20 protein-coding genes and 1 riboswitch are annotated in these 25,806 nt (G+C 72.6%); of the genes, 8 read left to right on the top strand and 12 right to left on the bottom strand.

Features of this window, described 5'->3' with window-relative positions:
- Nucleotides 1-47 precede the first annotated feature (47 nt).
- From OG389_RS02895 to OG389_RS02875, 5 genes are read right to left on the bottom strand one after another with little or no spacing between them, the layout of a single operon-like run.
- Nucleotides 48-833 carry an enoyl-CoA hydratase gene (locus tag OG389_RS02895; protein ID WP_328296859.1) on the bottom strand — a complete coding sequence of 262 codons (786 nt, stop codon included), beginning with the start codon at nt 831-833 and terminating at the stop codon, nt 48-50.
- A complete protein-coding gene (gene mmsB / locus OG389_RS02890; RefSeq protein ID WP_328296858.1) occupies nt 830-1,732 on the bottom strand; it encodes a 3-hydroxyisobutyrate dehydrogenase in 903 nt (300 codons plus the stop codon). The genes OG389_RS02895 and mmsB overlap by 4 nt, the downstream gene beginning before the upstream one ends.
- A complete protein-coding gene (locus tag OG389_RS02885) occupies nt 1,729-2,808 on the bottom strand; it encodes an enoyl-CoA hydratase/isomerase family protein (protein ID WP_328296857.1) in 1,080 nt (359 codons plus the stop codon). The genes mmsB and OG389_RS02885 overlap by 4 nt, the downstream gene beginning before the upstream one ends.
- Nucleotides 2,805-3,956 (bottom strand): acyl-CoA dehydrogenase family protein, encoded by a 1,152-nt coding sequence (locus OG389_RS02880; protein ID WP_328296856.1) that lies wholly within the window; start codon nt 3,954-3,956, stop codon nt 2,805-2,807. Before OG389_RS02880 ends, OG389_RS02885 begins: the two co-directional genes overlap by 4 nt.
- Complete coding sequence (locus OG389_RS02875; RefSeq protein WP_328296855.1) at nt 3,953-5,452, bottom strand: CoA-acylating methylmalonate-semialdehyde dehydrogenase; 1,500 nt, start codon at nt 5,450-5,452, stop codon at nt 3,953-3,955. The genes OG389_RS02880 and OG389_RS02875 overlap by 4 nt, the downstream gene beginning before the upstream one ends.
- A gap of 188 nt (nt 5,453-5,640) precedes the next feature.
- Nucleotides 5,641-5,825: riboswitch (cobalamin riboswitch) on the bottom strand.
- Between the two features lie 214 nt (nt 5,826-6,039).
- Here OG389_RS02875 and OG389_RS02870 point away from each other — a divergent pair.
- The 7 genes from OG389_RS02870 (at nt 6,040) to OG389_RS02840 (ending at nt 14,884) form a co-directional block, all read left to right on the top strand.
- On the top strand, nt 6,040-7,497 hold the full coding sequence (locus tag OG389_RS02870; protein ID WP_328296854.1) for a serine hydrolase domain-containing protein: 1,458 nt from the start codon (nt 6,040-6,042) through the stop codon (nt 7,495-7,497).
- A gap of 364 nt (nt 7,498-7,861) precedes the next feature.
- Nucleotides 7,862-8,548 (top strand): class F sortase, encoded by a 687-nt coding sequence (locus tag OG389_RS02865; protein WP_328296853.1) that lies wholly within the window; start codon nt 7,862-7,864, stop codon nt 8,546-8,548.
- Nucleotides 8,549-8,700: 152 nt separating this feature from the next.
- Nucleotides 8,701-9,894 (top strand): serine hydrolase domain-containing protein, encoded by a 1,194-nt coding sequence (locus OG389_RS02860; RefSeq protein WP_443059198.1) that lies wholly within the window; start codon nt 8,701-8,703, stop codon nt 9,892-9,894.
- Between the two features lie 156 nt (nt 9,895-10,050).
- Complete coding sequence (locus OG389_RS02855) at nt 10,051-10,545, top strand: hypothetical protein (RefSeq protein ID WP_328296852.1); 495 nt, start codon at nt 10,051-10,053, stop codon at nt 10,543-10,545.
- 72 nt (nt 10,546-10,617) lie between these two features.
- On the top strand, nt 10,618-11,811 hold the full coding sequence (locus OG389_RS02850) for an MFS transporter (protein ID WP_328296851.1): 1,194 nt from the start codon (nt 10,618-10,620) through the stop codon (nt 11,809-11,811).
- 333 nt (nt 11,812-12,144) lie between these two features.
- Nucleotides 12,145-14,193, top strand: a complete 2,049-nt coding sequence (locus tag OG389_RS02845) for an RICIN domain-containing protein (RefSeq protein ID WP_328296850.1) — start codon at nt 12,145-12,147, stop codon at nt 14,191-14,193.
- 91 nt (nt 14,194-14,284) lie between these two features.
- Nucleotides 14,285-14,884: a hypothetical protein gene (locus OG389_RS02840; RefSeq protein ID WP_328296849.1), complete on the top strand. Its 600-nt coding sequence runs from the start codon at nt 14,285-14,287 to the stop codon at nt 14,882-14,884.
- On the opposite strand, the gene OG389_RS02835 is transcribed toward OG389_RS02840, so the two are convergent.
- On the bottom strand, nt 14,881-16,113 hold the full coding sequence (locus OG389_RS02835; protein ID WP_328296848.1) for an enoyl-[acyl-carrier-protein] reductase FabV: 1,233 nt from the start codon (nt 16,111-16,113) through the stop codon (nt 14,881-14,883). The genes OG389_RS02840 and OG389_RS02835 overlap by 4 nt on opposite strands.
- Before the next feature lie 610 nt (nt 16,114-16,723).
- Here OG389_RS02835 and fusA point away from each other — a divergent pair.
- Complete coding sequence (fusA, locus tag OG389_RS02830; protein WP_328296847.1) at nt 16,724-18,814, top strand: elongation factor G; 2,091 nt, start codon at nt 16,724-16,726, stop codon at nt 18,812-18,814.
- A 3-nt stretch (nt 18,815-18,817) separates the two neighbouring features.
- Here the strand turns inward: fusA and OG389_RS02825 are convergent, their stop codons facing one another.
- The 6 genes from OG389_RS02825 to OG389_RS02800 all read right to left on the bottom strand — a co-directional run bounded on the left by OG389_RS02825 (nt 18,818) and on the right by OG389_RS02800 (nt 25,780).
- Nucleotides 18,818-19,387, bottom strand: a complete 570-nt coding sequence (locus OG389_RS02825) for a hypothetical protein (protein ID WP_328296846.1) — start codon at nt 19,385-19,387, stop codon at nt 18,818-18,820.
- A gap of 270 nt (nt 19,388-19,657) precedes the next feature.
- The gene (locus OG389_RS02820; protein WP_328296845.1) at nt 19,658-21,028 is read right to left on the bottom strand and encodes a carotenoid oxygenase family protein; all 1,371 of its coding nucleotides are present in this window, start codon (nt 21,026-21,028) and stop codon (nt 19,658-19,660) included.
- Nucleotides 21,029-21,101: 73 nt separating this feature from the next.
- Entirely contained in the window at nt 21,102-21,542 is a 441-nt protein-coding gene (locus OG389_RS02815) for an SRPBCC family protein (protein WP_328296844.1), read from the bottom strand.
- A gap of 73 nt (nt 21,543-21,615) precedes the next feature.
- Nucleotides 21,616-23,115: an MFS transporter gene (locus OG389_RS02810; protein WP_328296843.1), complete on the bottom strand. Its 1,500-nt coding sequence runs from the start codon at nt 23,113-23,115 to the stop codon at nt 21,616-21,618.
- Between the two features lie 146 nt (nt 23,116-23,261).
- Nucleotides 23,262-25,280: an ATP-binding protein gene (locus OG389_RS02805; RefSeq protein ID WP_328296842.1), complete on the bottom strand. Its 2,019-nt coding sequence runs from the start codon at nt 25,278-25,280 to the stop codon at nt 23,262-23,264.
- Between the two features lie 107 nt (nt 25,281-25,387).
- On the bottom strand, nt 25,388-25,780 hold the full coding sequence (locus OG389_RS02800; protein WP_328296841.1) for a nuclear transport factor 2 family protein: 393 nt from the start codon (nt 25,778-25,780) through the stop codon (nt 25,388-25,390).
- Nucleotides 25,781-25,806: the final 26 nt, after the last annotated feature.

The raw sequence follows: 25,806 nt of genomic DNA, 5'->3' as shown, positions 1-25,806 counted from the left end.
CCATGGGTGCGGGACAGCCGCTCGCGGTCCCGCACCCGCCCGGCAGTTCAGCCGTGGGTGAAGTGCGGCGGACGCTTGTCCACGAAGGCGGACATGCCCTCCTTCTGGTCGGCAGTGGCGAACACGGCGTGGAACAGGCGTCGTTCGAAACGGACGCCCTCGGTGAGCGTGGTCTCGAAGGCGCGGTTCACGGCCTCCTTGGCCATCATCGCGACCGGCTTCGACATCCCGGCCACGGTCTCGGCGACCGACAGGGCCTGCGCGAACAGGTCGTCGGCCGGCACGATCCGCGACACCAGCCCGGCCCGTTCGGCCTCCTCGGCTCCCATGGTGCGGCCCGTGAGGCACAGTTCCATCGCCTTGGCCTTGCCGACGGCCCGGGTCAGGCGCTGGGACCCGCCGATGCCCGGGATGACGCCGAGCTTGATCTCGGGCTGCCCGAACTTCGCGGTGTCGGCGGCGAGCAGGATGTCGCAGAGCATGGCGAGTTCACAGCCGCCACCGAGCGCGTAGCCGGAGACGGCGGCCACGGTCGGCGTACGGACCTGGCCGAGCCGGTCCCACGCGGTGAACCAGTCGGAGAGGTACATGTCCATGTAGCCCCGCGGCCGCATCTCCTTGATGTCCGCGCCCGCGGCGAACGCCTTCGCCGATCCGGTGATGAGGATGCATCCGGTCCCTGGGTCCCGGTCCAGCTCCTCCGCGGCGGCCACCACCTCCCGCATCACCCGGAGGTTGAGCGCGTTGAGGGCCTCCGGCCGATTGAGGGTCAGCACGGCCACCCGGCCCTTGCGTTCCAGCAGGACGGTCTCGTAGGAAGTGCCGTCGGTCATGCGGGAGTTCCGTTCTGCGGTCGGAGGGTGCGGACGATCGCCGAGAAGTCCAGACCTGCGCCCTCGGCCTCGGCGAACGCGGCGTACATCTCGGCCGCCCTCAGTCCCAGCGGTGCCTCGACACCCCCGGCCCGCAGGGCGTTGACGGCGAGGCCGAGGTCCTTGGCCATGAGGGGCGCGGCGAATCCGGGCCGGTAGTCGCGGTTGGCGGGACTGGTGGGAACCGGCCCGGGGACGGGGCAGTTGACGGTGAGGGCCCAGCACTGCCCGGAGGCGGTGGAGGCCACGTCGTAGAGGGCCTGGTGGTCCAGGCCGAGGCTCTCGGCGAGGACGAAGGCCTCGCTGACGCCGATCATCGAGACGGCGAGGATCATGTTGTTGCAGATCTTCGCGGCCTGTCCGGACCCCGCGGCGCCACAGTGCACGGCCTTCTTGCCCATGGCGTCGAGGAGCACGGAGGCATCGGCGAACTCCTTCGCGGCGCCGCCCGCCATGAAGGTGAGCGTGCCCGCCTCGGCGCCCACCACCCCGCCGGAGACGGGGGCGTCCAGTGCCCGGTGCCCGGCTGCCACCGCCGCATCGTGCGCGCTGCGGGCATCGGACACGTCGATGGTGGAGCAGTCGATGAAGAGGGTGCCCGGACGGGCGGCGGCGAGCAGTCCCCGTTCCCGGTAGAGCGCGAGGACGTGCCGGCCGGCCGGCAGCATGGTGATGACGACGTCGGCCGGGGCGGCGGCCTGGACCGCCGAGACCGCGGGCTCGACACCGGCGGCTGCCGCGGTGGCCAGGAGCTCCGGCACGAGGTCGAAGCCGAGGACCCGGTGTCCGGCACCGACCAGGTTGGCGGCCATCGGGCCGCCCATGTGGCCGAGCCCGATGAATGCGACGGTGCTGGTCACCAGGCGACCTCCGGGGACGAGGCGGCGGCGAGGCGGAGCTCGCGGTCGCCGAGCGGGGCGAAGAACCGGTCCACGTCCGCCGGTGAGACCGCGTCGAGCATGGCGGGGGACCAGCGCGGGTCACGGTCCTTGTCGACGACCTGGGCGCGGATGCCCTCGACGAGGTCGGGGCAGGACAGGGCGGCGAGGGAGACGCGGTACTCCTGTTCCAGGACCCGTTCCAGCGGTCCGAGCCCGGGGGCCCGGCGCAGTGCCGACAGGGTGACCTTGACCGCCGTGGGGGACTTGGCCAGCAGGGCGTCCGCCGCTTCCTTCGCGGCGGGGGCGTCCGCCGCGCGCAGCCGGTCGACGATCTCCTCGACGGTGTCCGCGGCGTAGCAGTGGTCGATCCACGTCCGGGCCGCGGCGAGCCACCCCGGCGGCGGCTGCCGCACGTACCGCTCCAGTACGGCGTGGACGGACCCCGCCGCCAGGTCGCGGGTCAGTGCGGGCAGCGCGGACGACGGTACGAAGTGGTCGGCGAGCCCGCACAGCAGTGCGTCCGCCGCACCGACCGGTGCGCCCGTCAGGGCCAGGTGGGTGCCCAGCTCGCCGGGGGCGAGGGAGAGCAGGTAGGTGCCGCCGACGTCGGGGACGAAGCCGATGCCGGTCTCGGGCATGGCGATGCGGGAGCGCTCGGTGACGATGCGCACGGTGCCGTGGGCGGAGATCCCGACGCCGCCGCCCATGACGATGCCGTCCATCAGGGCGACGTACGGCTTGGAATAGCGGGCGATGCGGGCGTTGAGCCGGTATTCGTCGCGCCAGAAGTCCGCCGAGGCGGTCCCGCCCGCGCGGGCGTCGGCGTGGATGGCGCGGATGTCGCCTCCGGCGCACAGGCCGCGTTCGCCGGCGCCGGCGATGACGACGGTCTCGACCGCCGGATCGTCCTCCCAGGCGGCGAGCGCCCCGCCGATGCGCAGGGCCATGGGGTGGGTGAGGGCGTTGAGCGCCCGGGGACGGTTGAGGGTGATGTACGCGGCGTGGCCCTCGGTTCGCAGGAGGACCGGATCGTGCTCGTGGGATCCGTTGTTCATCGCAGGGTCTCCGTCAGTCCGCGCGCGACGATGACGCGCATGACCTCGTTGGTGCCTTCCAGGATCTGGTGGACCCGCAGGTCCCGGACGATCTTCTCGATGCCGTACTCGCTGAGGTAGCCGTAGCCGCCGTGCAGTTGGAGGGCGCGGTCGGCGACGGTGTAGCCCGTGTCGGTGGCGAAGCGCTTGGCCATCGCGCACAGCCGCGGGGCCAGCGGATCGCCCTCGTCGAGGGCCTCGGCGGCCTGCCGTACCAGGGCACGGGCGGCGGCCAGTTCGGTGGCCATGTCCGCGAGCCGGAACTGGAGCGCCTGCGCGTCCAGGAGGCGCCGGCCGAAGGCCTCACGGTCGGCGAGGTGGGCCAGGCTGCGGTCCAGGGCGCTCTGGGCACCGCCCAGGGAGCAGGCGGCGATGCCGAGGCGGCCGCCGTTGAGACCGTTCATGGCGATGCGGAACCCGTCGCCCTCGGCCCCGAGCCGCCGGTCGGCGGGGATCCGCACCCCGTCGAGGACGACCTGGCGGGTGGGCTGCGCGTTCCAGCCCATCTTGTGCTCGTTGGGGCCGAACGAGACCCCGGAGTCCTCGCGTTCGACGACGAACGCCGAGATCCCGCCGGGTCCGGGCCCGCCGGTGCGGGCCATCACCAGGTAGACCCCGCAGGCTCCGGCCCCGGAGATGAACTGCTTGATGCCGGTCAGGACGTAGTGGTCGCCGTCCCGCTCCGCGCGGGTGCGCAGGGCGGCTGCGTCCGAGCCGGCCCCGGGCTCGGTCAGGCAGTAACTGCCGAGGACTTCGGCGGTGCACAGGCCGGGCAGCCAGCGCCCGCGCTGCCGCCGGTCGCCGTAGCGGTCGATCATCCAGGCGACCATGTTGTGGATGGAGAGGTAGCCGGCGATGGAGGGACAGCCCGTCGCGAGGGCCTCGAAGACGAGGACACCGTCGCTGCGGCTGAGCTCCGAACCACCGTGCTCCTCGCGGACGTAGACCCCGCCCAGACCCAGGGCGGCGGCCTCGCGGAGCACGTCGACGGGGAAGTGCTTGTCCCGGTCCCAGGCGACGGCGTACGGGGCCAGCCGTTCCTGGGCGAAGTCGAGGGTGACCTCGGCTTGGGCGAGCTGGTCCTCGGTGAGGGTGGTCACGGCGCTCATCCCGTCGTCGGGATGGTGAAGTTCGCGCCCTCCCTGGCCCCGGAGGGCCAGCGCGAAGTGACGGTCTTGGTCCGGGTGCAGAAGCGGATGGAGTCGGGTCCGTGCTGGTTCAGGTCGCCGAAGCCGGACCGCTTCCAGCCGCCGAAGGTGTGGTAGGCCACCGGAATGGGGATCGGCACGTTCACGCCGACCATGCCGACGCCCACCCGGCGGGTGAAGTCGCGTGCGGTGTCCCCGTCCCGGGTGAAGATCGAGACGCCGTTGCCGTACGGGTGTTCCGTGGGCAGGCGCAGCGCCTCCTCGTAGTCGGCGGCCCGTACGACGCTGAGCACCGGGCCGAAGATCTCCTCGCGGTAGATCCGCATGCCCGGGGTGACGCGGTCGAAGAGGCTGGCCCCGGTGAAGTAGCCGTTCTCGTGCCCGGGCAGGATGAACCCGCGTCCGTCCACGACGAGTTCGGCGCCCTCGGTGCTGCCGATGCCGACGTAGCGGTCCACCCGGTCGAGCGCGTCACGGCTGACCAGCGGCCCGAAGTCGGCCTCGGGATCGTCGGAGCGGCCGACGCGCAGGTTGGCGATGCGCTCCTTCAACTTCGCGACCAGGGCGTCCGCGGTCTCCCGGCCGACGGGCACGGCGACGGAGACGGCCATGCAGCGCTCGCCGGCCGACCCGTACCCGGCGCCCACGAGCGCGTCGACGGCCTGGTCCAGGTCGGCGTCCGGCATCACGACCATGTGGTTCTTGGCCCCGCCGAAGCACTGGGCGCGCTTTCCGTTGGCGGCGGCGGTGGCGTAGACGTGCGCGGCGATCGGGGTCGATCCGACGAAGCCGAGTGCCTGGACCCGGGGGTCCTCGAGGAGGGTGTCGACGGCTTCCTTGCCGCCGTTGACGACATTGAGCACGCCGGGCGGCAGGCCCGCCTCCAGGAAGAGCTCGGCCAGCCGCAGCGGGACCGAGGGGTCGCGCTCGGAGGGCTTCAGGACGAAGGAGTTCCCGCAGGCCAGTGCGGGGGCCGCCTGCCAGAGGGGGATCATCGCGGGGAAGTTGAAGGGGGTGATCCCGGCGACGACGCCCAGCGGCGCTCGCAGCGAGTGCACGTCGATCCCGGTACTCACATTGTCGCTGAACTCGCCCTTGAGCAGGTGCGGGATCCCGACGGCGAACTCCACGACCTCAAGGCCGCGTTGGAGGTCACCGTGCGCGTCGGCGACGGTCTTGCCGTGCTCGGCGGACAGCAGTCGGGCCAGGGAGTCCCGCTCTGCCTCGACCAGTTGCAGGAAGCGCAGCAGGACGCGCGAGCGCCGCTGGGGGTTCCACTGGCCCCACTCGGTCTGCGCCTCCTCGGCGTTGGCGATGGCGGCCTCGGTGTCGGCGCGCCCGGCCAGCGGCACGCGGGCCTGTACCGAGCCGGTGTTGGGGTCGTACACGTCGGCGAAGAGGCCGGAGGTGCCGGTGGTGTGCTTCCCGCCGATGAAATGGGTGAGTTCACGGACCATGGTTCCTGCTCTCGTCAGGTTGGATCCGGGGATGGCACGGTGAAACCGCGGACGGACCCGATCGGGTCAGCCGTTGGGAGGGCCGTGGGAACTACGAGCGCGCGGACAGGTGGTGCGCGGGCTCCGCCGGATCACCAGGGTCGTGGGTACAAACCGGTGCCATGCGTGTCTGCTCCATCCTCGTGGACAACACGGAACGTTCCGCGGCCGGTATCCTGACTCCCGGATCCCCGCGTGCCGCCCGCCTTCCCGACAGACCTCGTCAGTGGCGTGTGGATGGCAGCACACTCCCCGGTCACAGTGGCGGGACCGTGCCGGTTTCTCACCGGCTTCCCTGCACCGCGGACCTTGTGCCGACGAACATATAGTTGGACGTCCTAGTAAGTCCAGACCCGCTGCCGCGCGCCCATGACCGCGTCCGGAACCCGCCGTCCGGCGCTGGCCGGAATCCGGGGCCGGGGTGCGCAGGTGGTCCGGGCGGTGGCCGTGCGCGGTCCGGCCCTTCCCTTGTCGGCCCGTCCTGCGTAGCTTCGCCGCTGCCGGGCAGTACCGCCCGGCGGTATCCACACGGGGGAACGATGAGAGGCATGCGCAGAACACGGGCACGCGCCACGCGCGCCGCACGCTCCGCACTCGGCCTACGAACCACGGGCACCGTGCACACCAAGCGGACCGCGAGGACCGTACGCACGGCACGGGGCCGTCTCGCGGTGGTCGCGGCGGCCGCCCTGGCCGCGGCCATGGGCCTGCCGGCCATGCCGGCCGCCGCGCACGACAGCCACGAACCCCTGCTCTCGGCCATGCGCGCCGAGGCGGGGACCGCCGTCGGCGGCGACGGGATCCCCGGGGTGATCGCCCGCGTCTACAAGGACGGCGTCTCGTGGACCGGCACCGGAGCCACCGACGCGGGAACGCCCGTACGCAATCCTGACAGTCCCTTCCGGGCCGGCTCGATCACCAAGACCCTGACCGCGACGGCCGTGCTCCAGCTCGTCGCCGAGGGCAGGGTCCGCCTCGACGACGACGTCTTCGGCCTGCTGGGCCCCGTCCTGAAGACGAACCCCGTCGCGGGCTGCAACACGAGCACCGGGCAGTGCTTCAACCCGCCGCCCGGCAGCCCGCCCATCACCGTGCGGAACCTGCTCCAGCACTCCAGCGGCATCTTCAACTACCTCGGTGACCTCGGGGTGCTGGCGAGCGCCGGCAGCAGCTTCCCCAACCTGCCGGAGTACTCCGCCCAGCAGCTCGTCGACGAAGGCGCCTCCCACGGACCGCAGTTCGCGCCGGGCGGCGGGATGCACTACAGCAACACCAACTACGCCCTGCTGGGCATGGTCATCGAGCGGGTGACCGGGCATTCGTGGGCCGACGAGGTCACCCGCCGGATCATCCAGCCGCTCGGCCTCACCCACACCGTGCTGCCCGGGTCCACGCCCACTCTCCCGACGCCCCACGACCAGTTCTTCACCAACTACCTCCAGCGGCGGGGGTTGTTCGGACACCTCTCCGTTCCGGCCGCCGACTGGAACCCGTCCATCGGCGGCGCGGCCGGGGCCGTCGTGTCGACCAGCGGCGACCTGATCACCTTCATCCGCGCCCTGGTCGGCGGCCAGCTCCTGCCCCCGGCGCAGCTCACGCAGATGATGACCGACCTGAACCCGACCGGGGCCGGAGCCCCCGCCACCCAGCTCCCCGGGGTACCCTGCGACCCGACCCGGTCCTGGCCCGAATGCATCGTCAACCCGGCGATCAGTACGGTCAGTTCGGGTGACAAGGCCACGCCCGGTTACTGGTACGCGAGCCGCCCGTGGAAGGCCGTCCAGGCCGACTACGGACTCGGCCTCACCCGCCGCACGGTCACCTGCGCGAACGGTTCCACCGTCGTCCTGTACGGGCACAACGGCGCGGGATTCGGCTCGATGAGCTACCTCTACTCCACGGCCGACGGCAGCCACGCCATCGTGCTCAACATGAACGGCGACTGGCCGCTCTGGGAGCTGTACAGCCTGAACGGCATGCTGGCGGCCGAATTCTGCACCGCCTGACAGGCAGCGGACCGCCGTCGAAGTCGACCACCATCGGGAGCCGACCGCCGTCCGGGAGCCGGACGGCAGTCGGTCCGGATGGCCGGCACCCAGTTTCCTCGACGGGGTGAAGGGGCGGAGGCCGCACCTGATCCGTCATCCGTTCGGCCGAACTTCCCGCTATCGGGCCGCAGGTGACCCTCCGTTGTATCTGACCTGCGGTTTTGTTGACTTCCGGGATATGGCGTGTCCGTGACACGCCGGGCGGTCGGGCCCGGTCCGGGATGCGCCGGTCGGGTGACGGCCGTGTGCTGATCCCGGGACGCGGTTCCCGACTTGCACGGGGTGGCTCCGTGGCCGCGTCCGGGGGATCAGGGGGAGGAACGTGTCGAACACAGGCAGTTGGGGGCACCGGACGATCGGAGCCCTGACCGTGCTGGCAGCAGGTGTGGGCATCTGGCTGATCACCACCGACGACCCGGCTCCGCCGCCGCCCGGGACCGAGCGGCCCCAAGGATTCCTGAGCACCCAGCGACGTCTTCTCGGCGAACTGCGCGACGAGCGCCGCCACGACCCCGCACCCACGGCCGGAGGCCGGCCGCGGGCCATGGCTCCGGCCGTGCCCGAACGCGTCCGCATACCCTCGCTCCGCATCGACGCCCCGCTGGCGGAGCTGGGCCTGGAGGGCGACGGCAGCCTCAAGGCACCCCCGCCCGAGGACAGGAACCTCGCCGGCTGGTACGCGGGCGGCACGTCCCCCGGCTCCGACGGCACGGCCCTCATCGCCGGACACGTCGACAACCACCGGGGTCCCGCGGTCTTCCACCGGCTCGGAGCCCTGAAGAAGGACGAGCGGATCGAGGTGCTCCGCCAGGACGGGACCACAGCGGTCTTCACCGTCGACGCGGTCGAGGTCCACGACCGCGAGGGCTTCCCCGACGACCTGGTGTACGGAGCCACGGGCCGTCCCGAACTACGCCTCATCACCTGCGGTGGCACCTGTACGAGGAAGGCCGGCCACCCGGCCGGCGTCGTCGTCCGCGCCCACCTCGCGGACACCGGGACCGGGTGACGCCGGGGGAGGCCGGGGGAGGCCGGGGCGGGTGAGGCCGGATGGGCCACGGCGCGGCGGAGTGCGGCCGCGTCGCCGTGGGCGCGCGTACGGCTCCTGCCATCGTGGGCCACCGCGCTCCGTGTTCCCCTTCCCCCCCCGGAGGTACCTCCGTGTCCCGACGCCCGAACGGCCACGCCGGCCGGATCCGCCCCTCGCTGCGTCTGGCCGCGGCCACCGCGGTGTGCGGCGCCGTGCTCGCCGCCTCAGTGCAGCCCGCGCAGGCCGGAGCCGACCGGAACCCGCCGCCCGGAGCCTCCCTCCGTCAGGAACTGCGGGAGCTGGTGGCACGGCCCGACGGGCCGCCCGCAGTCATCGCCGTCCTGCGTGACGGGGACCGTACGGAGGTCTACCGGGCGGGCGTGGCCGACGTGGAGAGCGGCCGCCCGCCGAAGGTGAGCGACCACATGCGGATCGCCAGTGTCGCCAAGGCCTTCAGCGGAGCGGTGGCCCTGGGGCTCGTCCACCGCGGCCGACTGCACTTGGACGACACGATCGGTGAGGTACTGCCCGGCCAGCCGGCCGCGTGGCACCGGGTGACGCTGCGCCAGCTGCTCAACCACACCAGCGGATTGCCCGACTACTCGGCCTCCGAGGGGTTCCTCGACATCATCTCCGCGGACCCCCGCCACCGCTTCGATTCCCGCCGCCTGCTGGAGTTCGTGGCCGACGAGGACCTCGAATTCCAGCCGGGCAGCCGCTACCAGTACTCCAATTCCGACAACATCGCCATCGCCCTCATGGCCGAGGCCGCCACCGGGCGCCGCTACGAGGCGCTGCTGCGCGAGCTCGTCTACGAGCCCCTGGGCATGCGCGACACCAGCCTCCCGCAGGGGTACCGGCTGCCCGCGCCCTTCCTCCACGGCTACCAGATCGATCCGCAGGACGGGCCCGTCGACGTCAGCGAGGCGGTCGGCGCCTCGGGTGCCTGGGCCGCCGGGGGCATCGTCTCGACGCCGAAGGACCTGACCGCGTTCATCCGCGGCTACGCGGGCGGCACGCTCATCTCGGACCGCACACGAAAGCAGCAGTTCCGATTCATCCCCGGAGCCCTGTCCCAGCCCCCCGGCCCCGGTCGCACCGAGGCGGGTCTGGCGATCTACCGTTACACCACCCGCTGCGGAGCGGTGTACGGCCACACCGGCAACACGGCCGGCTACACGCAGCTGGTGGCGGCCACGGCGGACGGCCGGCGCTCGCTCACCTTCTCGATCACCGCGCAGACGTCCCTCACCAGCAACCCGGACCTGCTCGCGCAGGTCCGGGACGTCCAGGAGGACTTCGTCTGCGCCCTGCTGCGCGGGTAAAGCCGGGGCCGCACGGGTGATCCTGCGGTCGTGCCGACGGCGGCGCCCGCGGCGGCCGCGGGCGCCGGTCCCCACCGGGTGCGAGGTCCGCACCCATGGGGGAAGCTGGAAATGCCGCAGTGATGGCGGCGTACGCAGTGGCGAGGGTGGTTCTTCGTGAGCGTTTCAGCGGCCGGCCGTACCGCACGCGCATCCCGGCGCAGGATGCGCACCGCCACCGTGCTGTGCGCGGTGGCGGCCCTGACCGCCGCCGTGGTCCCGGCCTCCGCGCACGGCGGTCGTGCGTCATCGGCCCGGATTCCGGTTCCAGTGGACCCGGTCGTGGTCGTCGACTGCTTCGACGAGGCCCAGATGCAGCCCACGGAATACCTGCTGGCCTGCGGTGACGGGAACAACCGCCTCGTCAGCCTGCGATGGGACACCTGGGGGCCGAACACCGCGACGGCCACCGGCACCGACATGGTGAACGACTGCCGCCCCTACTGCGCCGCCGGCCGGTTCCGCGCCTACCCGGTGACGGTGACCCTGAGCGGTCCGGCGGCCTGGCCCGAGCACCCGGACGTCCAGCGCTTCACCATGATCCGGCTTCGCTACACGGACACCGTGCCGAACCCGGGTTCCAGGGACGTGAGCTACAAGCTCGTGTACTGACCGGGTGGGGGTGGCGGCGCGCCGCGCACGTCAGGCGGGGTCCCGGGCGCCTCGAGGTTTAACGTCGGCGCCATGGACGGTGATCGCCGCGGGTGGCGCCAGTGTTTGCTCAGCGGGGCGGTTTTCGCCGTGTGCATGGCCGGCACCACGCTGCCGACCCCCCTCTACGGTCTCTACCAGGAGAAATTCGGCTTCTCCGAGCTGATGGTGACCGTGGTGTACGCCGTGTACGCCTTCGGGGTCATCGGTGTGCTGCTGCTGGCCGGCAATGCCTCGGACGCCGTGGGCCGGCGGCCGGTGCTGCTGGCGGGGCTGGGTTTCGCGGCGGCGAGCGCCGTCTGCTTCCTGTGCGCCGAGGCGATGCCCTGGCTGTACGCGGGGCGACTGCTGTCGGGCCTGTCCGCCGGCCTGTTCACCGGGGCCGCCACGGCGTACGTGATGGAGCTGGCACCGTACGGCGGTGCCTCGCGGGCCACGTTCGTCGCGACGGCCGCCAACATGGGCGGGCTGGGCTGTGGCCCGCTGCTCGCCGGAGTGCTCGCGCAGTACGCCCCCTGGCCGCTGTACCTGCCGTTCACCGTGCACCTCGTGCTGGTGGCAGGCTCGGTGGTCGTCCTGCTGCGACTTCCGGAGACGGTGGGGGAGCGGCGCCCGCTGAGCACCGTACGGCCGCAGCAGCCCGGGCTGCCCCCGCAGGTGCGGACGGTCTTCGGGCCGGCGGCGATCGCCTCGTTCGTGGGGTTCGCGCTGTTCGGGGTGTTCACGTCGGTCAGCCCGGCGTTCCTCGCGGAGTCCCTGGGGGTCCACAACCACGCCGTGAGCGGGCTGGTGGTCGCGCTGGCCTTCTTCGCCTCGACCGCCGGGCAGCTGGCGGTCGGCCCGGTCGGGGTGGGCCGCTCGCTGCCGCTGGGGTGCGCCGGGCTCTTCGCCGCGCTGGTGCTGCTCGCGGGTGCGCTGCGCTGGGACCTGCTGTCGCTGGTGGTCCTGACCGCCCTTGTCGGCGGACTCGGGCAGGGGATGGCGTTCCGCGGGGCCCTGACCGCGGTGGCCCAGGCGTCTCCGGCGGACCGGCGGGCGGCCGTGATCTCCATGCTGTTCGTGGTGGCGTACGGGGGCATCTCGGTGCCGGTGATCGGGGTGGGTGTGCTGGTGGGTCCGCTCGGGCTGGAGGGGGCGGGGCTGGTGTTCATCGCGTGCATGGCGGTACTCGTCCTGTCGGCGGGCTGCTACCTGCTCCTGAGGCCGGTGCGTTCGGCGGGGACCTGAGCGGTTCGGGGGAGCGGAGTGCCCCGTTCCTCACGGGTCGTGACGAAGAGAATTCGACAGGTAGTAATTAGGTGAATACCTGACTGAATTCCCGTCAACAAGCCTGTGTCGATTATCTCGATATGGTAACGACTCCCGCCGATAAGGCCTGGACCAATTTGAGTGACGCGCGTAACTGCACCTGAAATAACGACTGTTGATTGTTCGTCAAATTCGATGGACAGGTAACGGAACGATTTCCTGAAGCGCACCCCTGTTTGTCCGAAATTTCCTCAGCATTCGTCTGGCAGGCTTCCGCGCACCCACTCATCCGAACAATGACTTGAGGTGCCCATGACAGGAAGACGTGGACGGCGTGAACACCGGCGCAAACCCCGGCGGTTGATGCTCCTCACCGCCGCCATGGCCACGTCGGGGTTGATAGCCGTCGGCATCGCCTACTCCGGCCTGGGCGACGGCGCCCAGGCCGTGCCCGCACAGGCCGGTGCGGAGGTTGCCGCACCGGCCGCCGCACCCGCCCGGGACCAGGAGCCCCAACCCCTCGTGGGCGCGCCCGCCAACGAGAGCGCGCGCGGCATGGTCTACGACGGCCTCGCCGCCGCCCCGAAGGGTGACCGGTGCGCCGGCGTGTACCGGACCGGAGGCGGTCTGTGCACCCACGGGCCCGACGCGCCGCCCAAGGGCGTCGACATCAGGAAGGACATACCGCCCGCCGTCAAGGCGTCGGCGCCCGCGGCCGATCCGGCCCGGCCCGCCGCCGACGACCCGGCGACCGGCGAAGACGGCGGGCGTCCTCAGGACGCGCCCGCCGCCGATGCCGACCGCACCGCCGACAAGTCCGCCGCGCCCGCGCCCTCGGCCGCCGGCAAGAACGTCGCGGCCGGCCCCGCCGGCCAGACCGTCCGCTGCGACGGCGACGGCAACACCGGCAACCGCGTCCAGGTCGTGTACGTCCACGGCCCCGGCCGGGACCGCTACTCCGAGTACTTGGCCTCGTTCCGCAAGTGGGCGGCCGACGCCGACCTCATCTACTCGACGAGCGCCCAGGAGACCGGCGGGGTCCGCCACATCCGCTACGTGACGGCCGCCGACTGCACCCCGGCCGTCCTCAGCATCGAGCTCCCGGACTCGGCACTGTCCGAGTTCAGCGCGACCAACGCCGCGCTCGCCGGCAAGGGGCTCAACCGCAAGGACCGCAAGTACATGATCTTCGCGGACACCCAGGTCTACTGCGGCATAGGCACCTTCAACGGCGACGAGCGGCCGGGCCAGAGCAACCTCAGCAACTTCGGCCCCTCGTACGGGCGCACGGACTCCGGCTGCTGGGGCGGTCACACCGCGGCGCACGAGCTCGGCCACAACCTCGGCGCCGTCAACAACAGCGCCCCCAACACCAGCCGCGGCGCGCACTGCACCGACGAGTTCGACGTCATGTGCTACTCGGACACCCCGTACTACCCGCAGATGCGCAACGTCTGCACCAACCAGGCGGCCGAGAACATCCTGGACTGCAACCACGACGACTACTTCCACACCAGCCCCAAGGCCGGCAGCTACCTGGCCACGCACTGGAACATCGCCGACAACCAGTTCCTGATGCGGAACGAGGGCGGGGGTGGCATCGACCCGGGTCCGAACCCGGGCCCGACACCGACCAAGAAGCCGACGCCCACGCCGACCAAGAAGCCCACGGGCGGACCGGCGGTGACGATCGGTCAGCTCCAGTCGGACTCCGCCGTCGTGAACTGGCCCAAGGTCGAGGGCGCCTCCTGGTACCAGGTCCTGCTGAACGGCAAGCACCTGGCCTGGGTCCAGTCACCGGTGCTGCGCATCTACAACCTCCGCCCCGACACCTCCTACACGGTCGCCGTCTCCGTCCGGGACAGCTCCGGCAAGGACAGCGGACCCGGCAAGGCCGTGTCCTTCCGTACGAAGGCCGCGGGCGGCGGCGCCGTCACCCCCGGCACCCGGTACCTGCTCGGCAACGGCAGCACCGGCATGGCCGCCGAGATCTGGGGCGGGCGCAGCGCCGACGGCACCGTGCTCGTCGGGGCGCGCTCCAACGGGTACGCCCAGCAGCAGTGGTACTTCGACGACGCGGGCAGCGGACTGGTCCGCATCCGCTCCGCGGTCTCCGGCAAGTGCCTGCAGCCCGGCGGTACTCCGGCCGCGGGCATGTGGGTCGCACAGCAGCCCTGCGGCGGCAGCGGTGCGCAGGCCTGGAAGCTGACCTCCCGCGGCGGCGCGGTGAGCGTCACCGACCGGAGCGGTGCCTTCGCGCTGACCGTGAGCGGCCGCCCCTACTACGGGAACTGGCTGCTCGACCTCCAGCGCGCCGACGGCCGCCCGGCGCAGGTCTGGACCGTGCAGAAGGCCGGCTGACCCTTCCGGCCCCACCTGAAACGCCCTCCGGCGGACGGTCGCGCGACGCGGCCGTCCGCCGGCCCCACACCCCACCCGGAGCACCGCCACGATGCGTACAAGAATCGCTTTCCAGGCCGTCCTGGCCGCCCTCGGCCTGATCCTGCTGTCCCCCGCCGCGGCGCAGGCCCACGGCGACACCGTGAAGGTGGCGATGACCGGGCAGCGGGACGGCCACGTCACCGCCGACGTCACCTGGGAGAACGACGGGGACGCCGTCGAGGAGGCGGTCGCCGCCACCGTGAACGCGGTCAGCGCCGACGGCACCCGCACCATGGGCCCCTGGCGGCTCGTGCGTGATCCCGCCGCGGCGCCGGCCGGCTGGACCACGGCCGAGTCCCTGCCGCCCGGCACCTGGAAGGTCACCGTGGACGTGGGATTCCCCGCGCTCGGACACGGCGAACTCGAAGTCGGCGTACCGGTGGTGGACCCGGCGCCACCCACCGGAACCCCGGATCCCCGCCCCACCGCACCGTCACCCGCGGCGACCCGGACGCAGACCGTCGGCCCGGCCCCTGACCCGACCCCTTCGGCCCCGACGGAGCCCGCATCGGGGTCCGGTCTCTGGTGGACCACAGCGGGCGTGGCGGCAACGGCCCTGGCCGGGGCGGTCGTCGGGATCCTCGTACGGCGTCGGCGCGCGCGCCGTTAGCCCACGGGCTCCGCGTACCCCGGGCGCGCTTCGGACGAGGGGGAGGCGGGCCACGGGACGGCCGTCCCGGCTTCGGCCCCGTAGTCGACGCCGGGAACGTCCCAGCCGTAGAGCCCGCCCACCTGCTCGCGGAACCAGGCGGTGTCCGCGCCGGTGGCGATGGTGTCGGTGGTGGCCCGGTCCCACGCGGCACGGACGGCGGCCTGAACCCCGGGATCCATCTCCCAGCCGTCCAGCCGGATACGGCCCCGGTCGTCCGGATCGGGCTCGGCGTCACCGACGAGCCGGCTCCACAGGGCCGCCGCCTGCTCGACGGTGTCCTGCCAGCCTTCACCGGTGACGCGGTGGAGGATGCTGGTGTAGAGCGCGATGCTCGGGATGGCGGTGGACGCCTGGGTGACGGCCGCGCCCGCGACGACCGTGTGCGCGCGGCCCGTTCCCTTGAGCCGGGTGTCGATGGCGCGGGCGGTGTCCTCGAGGTGCTGCTTGGCGGCGCCGATGGTGCCGGACCGGTAGACGGGCGCGGTGATGTCGGACCCGACGTACGAGAGGGCGACGGTCCGGAAGCCGTCGGCGAGCAGTCCCCTGGACTGCAGGACGTCGATCCACCTCTGCCAGTCGGCGCCGCCCATGACCCGCACCGTCGCGTCGCGCTCCTCCTCGTCCGCGGCCGGCAGGTGCAGTTCGCCGATCCGCGGGACGCCGTCCTCGAACACCAGGGTCTTGGCCCGGTAGTCGGCGCCGAGCGGCTTGATGACGGAGTGGTGGACCACGCCGGTGAGCGGGTCCGTGCGACGCGGGGCCGCGACGCTGTAGATGAGCAGGTCGATCGTGCCGAAGCGGGCGGCGAGCAGGTCGGCGGCCTCGTCCTTGACGCCGTCGGAGAAGGCGTCGCCGTTGAGGAAGCTGAAGTCGGCACCGGCCCCGGCGGCGAGTTCGGCGGTCCGCGCGGTGCGGTACCAGCCCGCCCCGGCGGTGCGGCGCTCGGTCGCGGGGGCCTCGTAGGCGATGCCGAGCCCGCGCATCCGGTGGGCGCGCAGGCCGACCAGGGTCGCGGCCAGCCCGTAGCCGGCGCTGGAGCCGATGACGAGGGCGACCGGCCCGGGGCGGTCGCCGACGGGGTCCGGCGTCCGCTCCCACATGCGGTTGACCACCGCTTGGCACCCGGTCGGGTGGCTGTTTACGTAGAGGTAGCCGCGGTTGCCGGGTTTGATCTCGCGGGGGTTCACTCGGGGGTCCTTCCGGTGCGGGGATCGTTGTCGTCGCGGCAGTGGGCCGGGCGGTCCTCACATCCTGGGCGAGCGGGGCCGGACCGGTGATGGTGATCTGCACCAGAAGTGGCCGCCGAATCCTGTCGGTGTCGGGGAACGCCACACCCGCGCGGCGGCGGGAGAGGCGGAACCAGCCGTGCCCGTGCGGATATTCCGGTGCCGCGGCGGACCCGGCTCACTAGACTCGCCTCACGCGCCGCAGCACATCACGGCGCGTTCGCAGCCGAGTCGAGGAGAGGGGAACCGGGCCATGTGCCGTCACCGCACCGCCGCCTTCGTTCCCCCTGCCCGGTACGACGTGATCCCGGTGTCCCGCGACGTGCGGTGCCGGCCGCGCGGCCGCCACCGTATGCCCGTGACGCACGTCTGACCTTCGAGCTCCGCCCGCACCGCGCCGTACCGTTCCGCGCCTTCGCATACCCGCCGCCCCGACCCGGTCGACCGGGCCCGGCCGTGCGCGTCCGACGGCACACGGCTCGCCGCCGGGGAACGTAAGGCCCGAAGGCCAAGCCCCCTTCGTCCGGGAATCGCGCCGCCCCACTCCTCATCATCCGGAAGGCATCGGGCCATGCGCACCGACCAGCGACCCTTCACCACCGCTTCCCCCTCCACCGCTTCCCTCTCCACCACCCGCAACCTGGGGATCCTCGCGCACGTCGACGCGGGCAAGACGACGGTCACCGAGCGGATCCTGTTCGCGACCGGCACCGTCCACAAGCGCGGAGAGGTCCACGAAGGCACCACCGTCACCGACTTCGCCCCCCAGGAACGCGACCGCGGCATCACCATCTTCGCGGCGGCCGTCAGCTGCGCCTGGCGCGGCCACCGTCTCAACCTGATCGACACACCGGGCCACGTCGACTTCTCCGACGAGGTGGAGCGTTCGCTGCGGGTGCTCGACGGCGCGGTCACGGTGTTCGACGCCGTCGCGGGCGTCGAGCCGCAGAGCGAGTCGGTGTGGCGGCAGGCGGACCGGCACGGCGTGCCGAGGATCGCGTTCGTCAACAAGCTCGACCGGGCGGGCGCGGACCTGGACAACGCCGTCGCGTCGATCCGGGAGCGGCTCGGTGCCGTCCCCCTGGTGGTCCAGTTGCCCATCGGGCGGGAGGACGGCTTCACCGGGGTGGTCGACCTGCTGCGGATGCGCGCACTGGTCTGGCGTACCGGAACCGACACGTGCGAGAGCGGTCCGGTGCCCGAACAGCTGCGGGAGGAGGCCCGCCGCAGGCGCCGGGCACTGGAGGAGGCGGTGGCCGAACTCCACCCGGCCGCGCTGGAAGAGTTCTGCGCGGCAGCGGCCCTGACCGAGCGGACCCTGGCCGCCGCACTGCGCGACCTGACCCTGAGCGGGGACGGCCTCGTGGTGCTGTGCGGCTCGGCGTACCGCAACAGGGGTGTGGAACCGCTGCTCGACGCGGTCCTGGCGTACCTGCCCTCACCCGCCGACGTGCCCGCCGTACGGGGCACGCTCGACGGCACCGAGCAGGAGCGGGCCACCGATGCGGCGGAGCCCTTCACCGCCCTGGCCTTCAAGGTGACGGCCACGGCCACCGGCCGGCTCACCTACCTGCGCGTGTACGCGGGCACGGCGCGCAAGGGGGAGACGGTACTGGACGCCGGCGCGGGCCGGACGGAGCGGATCGGCCGGATCCTGCGCGTGCAGGCCGACCGGCACGAGGAGATGGAGGAGGTGACGGCCGGTGACATCGTCGCCGTGGTGGGGCTGAAGAACGTACGCGCCGGGTCGACCTTGTGCGCGCCGTCCGCGCCCGTGGTCCTCGAACCGCCCCGGGTCGCCGAACCGGTGGTGACGGTGGCGGTGGAGGCCCGCCGCAACACCGACGTCGCCCGGCTGTCGGCGGCGCTGGCGCGGCTCGCCGTCGAGGACCCCTCCCTCGTGGTGCGGTCCGATCCGGAGACCGGCCAGACGGTTCTGTCGGGGATGGGCGAGCTCCATCTCGAGGTCGCGGTGGAGAAGGTGCGCCGGGACCACGGGCTGGACGTCACCGTGGGCCGGCCGCAGGTCTCCTACCGGGAGACCGTGGTGCGGGGCGTGTCGGATCTTGTCTACCGGCACGTCAAACAGGACGGCGGGGCGGGACAGTTCGCGCACGTGGTCGTGGACGTGGAGCCGAGGAAGGAGGCGGGGATGGAGTTCCGTTCGACGGTCGTCGGCGGCCGGGTGCCCCAGGAGTACGTGCGCGCCGTCGAGGCAGGCTGCCGGGACGCCCTCGCCGAGGGTCCCCTGGGCGGCTACCCGGTGACCGGACTGCTGGTCACCCTCACCGACGGCGCGACCCACTCCAAGGACTCCTCGGAGCTGGCGTTCCGGGCGGCGGGCCGGTTCGCACTGCGCGATGCGCTGCGAGCGAGCGTGATGGAACTCCTGGAGCCGGTCGTGGAGGTCACGGTCACCGTCCCCGAGGACACCGTCGGCGGGGTGCTCGGCGATCTCGCGGCCCGCCGTGGGCGGGTCTCGGGCTCCACGACCCAGGCCGGCACCGCTGTGGTCACGGCGGCCGTTCCCCTGGCCGAACTGTTCGGCTACGCGTCCGGGCTCCGCGGCCGGACCCGGGGCCGGGGCACCTTCTCCACCCGCCCGGCCGCGCCCGCGGCCGTACCGCGGTCGGTGGCCGAGGCGGTCCTGGCCGACCGGTAGCCCTCAGGAGGGCGGCTGCCGGGCCGGCGGCTCGGCCGTGACGCGGTCCTGAGCCGCCGTGTCCCTGGCCCCGTCCCCGTCCCTGTCCTGTCCCCGTACGAGGGGGCAGGGCAGGGAATCCTGCCGGACGGCTTTCGGCCGCCTGGACTCGTGTGCTCCGTAGGCGGTACGTGGCCACCGGCCCGGCCGGGGCGTCCCGCGGTGCCGCAGGTCGTAGAGGGCGGCCGCAGTGACCCGGAAGGACACGAGCACGCCGCACGTGGGGGCCAGCAGGGCCAGGCACAGCGCCGGCGGGATCGTGCCGCCGAGGAGGGCGGTGGCCACCGCCAGTGCGGCCGGCGTCAGGAGCTCCGCCGGGAGCCCCCACGGATCGAACCGCGTGGTGCGGCGGCCGCTCCAGGGCAGGCGCGGCCGGAAGTGTGCCCGCGCCCGCTGCTCGAAGTGCCGTGCTTCGCGCGGAGCCAGCTCGGTGACCACGTGCCGCGCGAGGTCCTGCGCCAGCTCCCGGCGGTACCGGGGCAGCCGTCCGGATGCCTCGCCCTGCGGTGCGGTCGGTGTCGGTCGAGTCGTCATGGGTGGTGATCAGCCCCTCACACCCCGATGTGATCATCACTCGTGGGATGTTCGTCGCTACCGTACGTGAAATATTGTCCGGCGTGTTCTCGCGGGATGACAAGGCGGTCCGGCGCGGGGGCCGGGAGTGCTCCGTCACACCGGGGCGATGGTTGGGTGGGCCGCCGCCAGCATCGCGTACGCGGGCGGAGACGCGGCGGCGCCGGCCCGCGAAACCTCTGCGGGCCGGCGTGCCTCAGTGCCTCAGCGCTTTCCTGCCTCCTTGCCGGATCAGCCTTCGGCGCCCTCGGGGGCGCTGCCGGCGTCGGGGAGCCAGGAGCCGTGGAGCCCGGCGGCCACCCGGTGGGGCAGGTGGACGGTGGCGACCCGGTCCAGGCCGGAGGCGTCGAGGACCAGCAGCTGCGAGGCGTTCTGCTTGAGGTCGGAGACGACGGTCAGGAGGTAGCCGTCGTCCTCGTTGGCGGCCCCGGCCGCGGGGACGAAGACGGCTTCACTGGGCATCCGGGCGTCGCCGACCTCGTGGATCCGGCGGGTGCCCGTGGTGCGGTCGTACTTGACGAGGCCGTAGCCGCCGAAGCCCTTCTCGTCGGGGAAGGAGACGGCGTACTGGTAGCGGTTCTCGACGCCCAAGTAGTCCTCGTTGAGGGTGGGGAACTCCACGGGGAGGTCGTCGGTGATCTGCTCGTCGACGGTGCCGGAGACCGTGTCGATGACCCAGCGGCGCGAGAAGGAGCGGGAGACGGGCTCGGTGCCCCGCACGGGGTTGCCGGCCCACCAGTTCCAGGACAGCTGGAACCCCTCACGGTCCACTGTGGGACCTTCCAGGACGATGCGGCCCTGGCCGTCCTCGAAGGCGTTGGAGACGTGGAGCATGTTGCCCGGCTCGATGGTGAACCAGCGGACGCGGCGCGCGCCGTCGTTGCCGCGGGGCATGATGCCGATGCGGGAGGGCTGCTGATCGCTCCAGCCGTAGGGGATGCCGGAGTGGTCGGTCGGGTCGAAGGTCACGTTGCCCTCGACGAAGACCACGTGGTGGCGGGTGAGGGCGAAGTCGTGCTTGAGGGAGGCGCTCGCCCCCGGAACCTCGGCGCTGTCGACGATCTGGCCCTTGGCGTCGGCGACGTAGTACGTCAGGAAGGGCGGGAACGGTGAGGACCCGAAGAAGTGCAGTTCCCCCGTCACCGGGTCCTCCTTCGGGTGCGCGGTCATCGCGGTCCGCAGCTTGCCGCCGAAGTCGTGGACTCCGATGGTCTCCAGCTCCGGGGTGAGCTCGAAGGGGAAGTTCGACTCGCACAGGGCCAGAAGGCGTCCGGCGTGTTCGATGATGTGCGTGCCCGCGGTGCTGGCCGTCAGGTCGGGGCCCTTCTCCGTCATGTACGGGGCGCCCTCGAGCGCGGGGGTGCGGACCCAGCGGTTGCGGTACCACTCCGCGCGGCCCTCGCGCAGCCGGATCCCGTGGACCATGCCGCTGCCCTTGAACCAGTGCGTCGGGGTGACCCCGGGCTTGGGGTTGTGGCCGTTGCGGAGCAGGCGGCCGGTCAGCTCGGCGGGCAGGGTGCCCTCGACGGTGAGGTCGGTGGCGGTGACCTCGTCGGTGACGGGGGTGTAGTGACCGTTCAGGTACGGCTTGTCGGACGTCATTGCGGAACCTCTTCCGGTGTATGCGGGGCGCTGGTTGTTGCAGTGGGTGTGGGCCGGTGGGTGGGGCGGTAGGTCAGGCGGCCCGTTCGGCGCGGGACTTGAGGTGGGCCAGCCAGCTCTCCAGGGAGTCGTGGAGGGCCTTGGCGAGCTGCTCGGTCGCGGCTTCGACGGGAGCTCCGCTCCAGGACTCCTCAGTGCGGACGGTGACGTGGTCGCCGCTCTGCTCGAACGTCCATACGTGGATGCCGTCAATGCCGTTGGTGGGGCCGCCCCACACGCTCCGCTCGCCGGGCACCAGTTCCTGCACGGTGGAGGTGATGTCCAGGCCGTGGGTCTGCCAGCTGAAGGAACTGCCGGGCAGCAGCGGCCCGTCGAGCTCGGCCCGGGTGATGTCCGGGTTCCAGGCGGGCCAGTCCGCGACGTCGGTGTGCAGGGCCCACACCGTCGCGAGAGGGGCGGCGATCGTGGTGCTCAGGCGGACGATGGCGGGGGCGGTTTCGTCGATGGTGACCATGACTGTGCTTTCTGTAGTGACGGGGATGGCAGGGATGAGGAGGATGTTCCGGTGCTGGTACCGAAGGATCGGTTCAGCCGGTTCGGGAGGGACGGGGGAGCTCCGCGGGGTCGGTGGGCGGGCGGGTGGCGGTGGTCGTGGTGGGCGGGCCGGTGGGGTCGGCCCGGCGGGCGAGGAAGAGGGCCAGGAGCGCGGTGGCGGCGACGACCGAGGCCGAGATCGTGAACGCGGTGCGGTAGCCGCTGGTGAGCGCCTCCAGGTGCGGCTGGTGGACGGCGGAGTGCGCGGTGACGGAGCCGGCGAGGGTCGCCAGGGCGGCCAGGCCGATCGCGCCTCCGACCTGGCGCGTGGTGTTCACCAGGCCGCCGGCCAGCCCCGCGTCCCGCGCCGGGACGCCTTCCACGGCGAGCGCGGTGAGCTGGACGAAGGCGATGCCCAGGCCCAGACCGACCAGGATGCTCGGACCGAGCACGTCCGTGGCGTAGCTGCCGTGGGCGCCGATCCGGGACAGCCACAGCAGGCCCAAGGCCTCGGTGAGCAGGGCCGCGGTCAGCGTCGTGGTGGCGCCCATGCGCCGGGAGACCCGCGGTGCCAGGGCCGCGCCGAGCACATTGGCCGCGGCGAGCGGGAGTTGGCCGACCCCCGTGACCAAGGGGCCCTCCCCGAGCACCTGTTGCTGGTAGAGCGGCAGGAAGAAGAACAGGGCGATCCACACGGACCCCAGCAGGGCCATCAGCAGGTTTCCCGCGGCGACCCGGCCGGTGCTGAACAGGCGCGGCGGCAGCAGCGCGTCCGGACTTCGGAGCTCGATCACGACGAAGGCCGTGAGGAGTACGGCGGCGCCGGCCAGCGCGCCCGACACCCGTGTGTCCGTCCAGCCGGTCCCGCGTGCGGTGGTCAGTCCCCAGACCAGACAGGTCAGGGCGACGGTGACGACGGCGGTGCCCAGCAGGTCGAACCGCCCGGCCATCCGGTCGGCCGTCCGTGGCACGAGCACCACCACGGTGACCAGGACCACCACCGTCCCGAGCGCCACGGAGTGGAAGATCCAGGGCCAGCCCCATGCCTGGGTCAGGACACCGCCCAGGAGGACGCCGCCGGCGGCTCCCGCACCGGAGACCGCGCCCCACACCCCCAGCACCCGGCCCCGCCCGGGCCCGGGCGGGAACAGGGCCAGCGCGAGGGCGAGCGCGGCCGGGGCGATGGCCGCGGCCCCGAGGCCCTGAGCGGCACGGGCCGCGATCAGCACGCTCGCGGAACCGGCCAGTCCCGCTGCGAGCGAGGCCGCGGCGAACAGCCCGAGACCGAGGAGCAGCACCCGGCGCCGCCCGAGGAGGTCGGCGGCCCGGCCGCCCGCCAGGAGCAGCGCCCCGAACGCCAGACCGTACGCGTTGACCACCCAGGTGGTGCCGCCGTCCGACAGACCCACTCCGGCGGCGATCCGCGGGAGTGCCACGTTCACGTTCGAGGTGGCGAGCATGACCGTGAACTGGGCCGCGGCGAGCGCCGCGAGCGCGGCTCCCGGCCGGGGCGCGGGCGGCGCCGGGGCGGTCCGTGTGTGTGGGAGGTTCATGACGCACAGACTCGTGCGGAACGCTGTCCACTATCCAGGCCGCAGGGGGGACCGGGACTGTCCACTCCTGTCCGCAGCTGTCCACCGGCCGCTGTGCGCAAGCGCGTTGGCGGGGGACAGGCCCGGAACGACCCGGACCGCTCCGGCTACGAGCCCTGGCCGGGGCCGTGCAGTTCCCGCTCCCACAGGGCCTCGCACAGCAGGTCGAGGCCCTGGCGCAGGTGGCGCCGGTAGGTGCCGTAGGGCAGGCCGAGACGGCGGGCCGCGGCTTCCTGCGTGGGCGCACCGGAGAAGTAGCCCGCGGTCAGGGCCTCGCGGGCCCGTACTGCGCGCGGATCGTCGGCGAGGCCGTCGACGGTCCGGCGCAGCAGGGCGCGCAACTCCTCGGCGGGATCACTGAATCCGTCCGCGAGACGGGCGCGCAGCAGTGCGCCGGCCGCGAAGGCGCCCGGGTTGCGCCAGTGCGTCAGCGCTTCCCGTACGGCCTGGTCGAACGCGGCGCGCGAGACGGGCGCGACGGGCGAGGGCCCCGCGGGTACCGGCTGCTCGGTGGCCGATATGAAGCGCCGGAGCCAGGTCTCCACGGGCTCCTGGCGCCAGTCGACGCCGAACACCCCGTACGTGTACTCGCCCACCCGCGGTCGCGCGCCGGTGTCGGCGAGCGTGCCCTTGACGCGTTCGGCCCAGGTCTCGGCGTCGCGGAAGACGGCGAAGCCGTAGGCGCGGCCACGGGCCCGGGCCGATTCCGCCTGGGCGCGGGAACTGCTCAGGTCGATGACGCGCGAGGGGACCTGGTAGTACTCCGGGTAGACCGAGAAGCGACTGATGCCGATGTGCTCGCCGGGGCTCACCGGAGCGGTGGCCTCGGTGTGCCCCCACGCCGCGGCGACGACCGGATCGGTGGCCACGTCCTGGGGGTCGGCGGGGGCCGGCAGGGCGAGCCGTGCCGTGAACGCCACGATGCGGCCCGTGCTCACGAGCCGGTAGACGCTGAAGGCCTCCGGCTGCCGCTGCGCCCAGTAGCGGACCAGCTCCGCGGAGGCCGCCCCCTCGGTCTCCGCCGCCATGCGCAGGACGACCGCGAGGTCGCCGGGGTGCAGGGGGCGGTCGTGCACCTCCTCCTCACGGGACCAGGTGCGCAGTCGGGCCAGGGTCTCGCCCTCCCGGAAGAGGTAGAAGAGTTCGTCGGTGACGGTCCAGACCCGTTCCTCCGGCGCTTCGCGCAGTACGCGCAGGTACTCCTCCGCCAGCCGTCGGCGCGTGGCCGTGAAGGTGGTGGGCGCCCGCCAGCGCAGGTCGGCCGCCAGGGTCTCGCGTGCGGCATCGTGCGGGTGGAGCCCGCGGTGCGTGGACTCCATGAAGGGCAGGTCCCGGAGCCAGGAGAAGAGGAGGTGGGCGTCCTCCTCGGGCAGCACCGCGGCGAGGAGCTCCTCGGAGGTCGCGTACGCCTGGGCCGCCACCTCCAGGGCGCGGCGGTGGGCGGCGGTGGGCACCTCACCGATCAACCCCGCCAGCAGGGTGCGCAGGACGTCCGCCGACGGGGCCCAGGTCTCCTCCCCGCCGCAGCCCGTCGAGCCCGCGGCTGCCGCGAGCGACAGGGCCAGAGGGTTGCCTCCGGCGAATCGGAGCACCCGGGCGCGGATCTCCGGACGGAGCTGGGTTGCCGCCAGCAGGCTCTGCGCCTGCTCCTCGGAGAAGGGTTCCAGTTCGGTCACGTGCAGGAGCCCGGCCCAAGCGGGGTCGGCGGTCCACTGCGGCTGCGGTGCGAGCCGGCCGGCCAGGACGACCAGGGTGCTGTCCGCCGCACGGGGCAGGAAGTGGTGCCACAGCCAGCTCTCCAGCCACTGGCAGTGCTCGAAGGAGTCCACGACCAGGACCGTGCCGGGAACGTCGAGGAACGGTCCGGCCGCGCGCTCGAAATCGGCCGGGTCCCGGCTGACGAAGCGGCCGTCGAGTTCGACGAGCAGCCGGCCCGCCGTACGGGCGTGGTCCGCCAGCCGGCGCAGCAGCGTCGACTTCCCGATCCCGCCCGGCCCGAACACGTAGAACGCGAAGGGCGCCTGCGGATCACCCGCCAACGCCTCCGCGAACCGCGCGAGTTGCTTGTCCCGGCCGATGAACGCCCGGTCCCGCGCGTTACTCAGTCTCTCTCCCACGGACACCATGACGGCTCCCCTTCCCCTTGTCCCGGCACGAGGCGCGTGCGCTGCCGGCCCGGCTCCTCATCTCGTTCCCTGGCCCGTCCGGTCCGGCCGGACCGGACGGTTCGGGGTCACCGCACGTGTCCCAGGTTCTCGTCGTCGGGGTGGCCGGTGACCAGGAGGGTGGTCTCCTCCACGCGCTGGAAGCGGCCGTCGGGGGCCAGCTCGGCGAAGAGGTAGACCTCGGTGCGGGAGGTGCGGCCGTTGTGCTGGGTGACGGTCACGGTGTGGCGGTCCGCGTAGCGCGATCCGTCGCGGAGTTCGTCGTGGACCTCCACGTGCCCGCTGAGGATCAGGGAACGCAGTCGCGTCATGTGCTGGGTGAAATCCGCCCGGTCGCTCCAGACGCCGTCGGTGCGCTGGCGGTAGTCGGGGGCGAAGTGCCGGTCGAGGGCTTCTTCGAGGCCGAGGCCCGGGGTGAACAGCAGGTCGTTGATGGCCCGGGTGATGTCGGTCGGTGTCATCGCTGTCTTCTCCGTGTGCGGGGGTG

The sequence above is a fragment of the Streptomyces sp. NBC_00435 genome, from assembly GCF_036014235.1.
GTDB lineage: Bacteria > Actinomycetota > Actinomycetes > Streptomycetales > Streptomycetaceae > Streptomyces.
The sequence above is the reverse complement of the archived record's forward strand: the minus strand, read 5'-3'. Positions and strand labels throughout refer to the sequence as shown.

What these genes read in the sequence shown, in the direction of transcription:
- OG389_RS02895 (WP_328296859.1), bottom strand. Translation starts at nt 833, where the DNA reads ATGACCGACGGCACTTCCTACGAGACCGTCCTGCTGGAACGCAAGGGC.
- OG389_RS02885 (WP_328296857.1), bottom strand. Translation starts at nt 2,808, where the DNA reads ATGAACAACGGATCCCACGAGCACGATCCGGTCCTCCTGCGAACCGAG.
- OG389_RS02880 (WP_328296856.1), bottom strand. Translation starts at nt 3,956, where the DNA reads ATGAGCGCCGTGACCACCCTCACCGAGGACCAGCTCGCCCAAGCCGAG.
- OG389_RS02875 (WP_328296855.1), bottom strand. Translation starts at nt 5,452, where the DNA reads ATGGTCCGTGAACTCACCCATTTCATCGGCGGGAAGCACACCACCGGC.
- OG389_RS02870 (WP_328296854.1), top strand. Translation starts at nt 6,040, where the DNA reads ATGCGCAGAACACGGGCACGCGCCACGCGCGCCGCACGCTCCGCACTC.
- OG389_RS02850 (WP_328296851.1), top strand. Translation starts at nt 10,618, where the DNA reads ATGGACGGTGATCGCCGCGGGTGGCGCCAGTGTTTGCTCAGCGGGGCG.
- OG389_RS02845 (WP_328296850.1), top strand. Translation starts at nt 12,145, where the DNA reads ATGACAGGAAGACGTGGACGGCGTGAACACCGGCGCAAACCCCGGCGG.
- OG389_RS02840 (WP_328296849.1), top strand. Translation starts at nt 14,285, where the DNA reads ATGCGTACAAGAATCGCTTTCCAGGCCGTCCTGGCCGCCCTCGGCCTG.
- fusA (WP_328296847.1), top strand. Translation starts at nt 16,724, where the DNA reads ATGCGCACCGACCAGCGACCCTTCACCACCGCTTCCCCCTCCACCGCT.
- OG389_RS02825 (WP_328296846.1), bottom strand. Translation starts at nt 19,387, where the DNA reads ATGACGACTCGACCGACACCGACCGCACCGCAGGGCGAGGCATCCGGA.
- OG389_RS02820 (WP_328296845.1), bottom strand. Translation starts at nt 21,028, where the DNA reads ATGACGTCCGACAAGCCGTACCTGAACGGTCACTACACCCCCGTCACC.
- OG389_RS02815 (WP_328296844.1), bottom strand. Translation starts at nt 21,542, where the DNA reads ATGGTCACCATCGACGAAACCGCCCCCGCCATCGTCCGCCTGAGCACC.
- OG389_RS02810 (WP_328296843.1), bottom strand. Translation starts at nt 23,115, where the DNA reads ATGAACCTCCCACACACACGGACCGCCCCGGCGCCGCCCGCGCCCCGG.
- OG389_RS02805 (WP_328296842.1), bottom strand. Translation starts at nt 25,280, where the DNA reads ATGGTGTCCGTGGGAGAGAGACTGAGTAACGCGCGGGACCGGGCGTTC.
- OG389_RS02800 (WP_328296841.1), bottom strand. Translation starts at nt 25,780, where the DNA reads ATGACACCGACCGACATCACCCGGGCCATCAACGACCTGCTGTTCACC.